This window comes from Lutibacter sp. TH_r2 (assembly GCF_033101135.1).
Classification (GTDB): domain Bacteria; phylum Bacteroidota; class Bacteroidia; order Flavobacteriales; family Flavobacteriaceae; genus Lutibacter.
This window is the reverse complement of sequence record NZ_JAWMPV010000016.1, coordinates 1-830: the sequence shown is the minus strand read 5'-3', so window position 1 is coordinate 830 and position 830 is coordinate 1. Positions and strand designations below refer to the sequence as shown.

General features: G+C 34.2%; 1 protein-coding gene. It reads right to left on the bottom strand.

Going from position 1 to position 830, the window contains the following annotated elements; genetic code table 11:
• Nucleotides 1-830 (bottom strand): transketolase family protein (locus tag R3X25_RS15170; protein ID WP_317675814.1); only part of this gene is annotated, 830 nt, incomplete at both ends.

Genomic DNA, 830 nt, shown 5'->3' with positions numbered 1-830 from the left:
GCTTTTACAACGGCATCAGCATTTAAACCGTACTTTTCCATAAGTTGAGCTGGAGTTCCAGATTCTCCAAAAGTATCATTAGTTCCAATAAATTCTTGTGGTGCTGGATTATTTAAAGCTAATACTCTTGCAACGCTTTCTCCTAAACCACCAAGTATATTGTGTTCTTCAGCTGTAACTATACAACCTGTTTTAGCAACAGATTTTAAAATAGCTTCATCATCTAAAGGTTTAATTGTATGAATGTTAATAACTTCAGCTGAAATTCCCATTTCTTCTAATTTTTCTGAAGCTTGTAATGCTTCCCAAACTAAATGACCCGTTGCTACAATAGTAACATCTGTTCCTTCAGTTAGTTGAATAGCTTTCCCTATTTCAAATTTATTTTCGTTAGAAACATCTGTATATTTTGGCATAAAAATAGGCACAACTGGGCGACCAAAACGTAAATAAACAGGACCTTTGTGTTCTGCAATAGCGATAGTTGCTGCTTCGGTTTGGTTGTAATCACACGTGTTAATTACTGTCATTCCTGGTAGCATTTTCATCAATCCAATATCTTCTAATATTTGGTGTGTTGCACCATCTTCACCTAAAGTTAAACCTGCATGCGAAGCACAAATTTTTACATTTTTATCTGAATATGCTACAGATTGTCTAATTTGATCGTACACTCTTCCTGTAGAAAAGTTAGCAAAAGTTCCTGTAAATGGAATTTTACCTCCAACAGTCATACCTGCTGCAATACCAATCATATTTGCTTCTGCAATACCAATTTGAAAAAATCTTTCAGGGTTTTCTTCAATAAATTTATCCATTTTTAATGAACC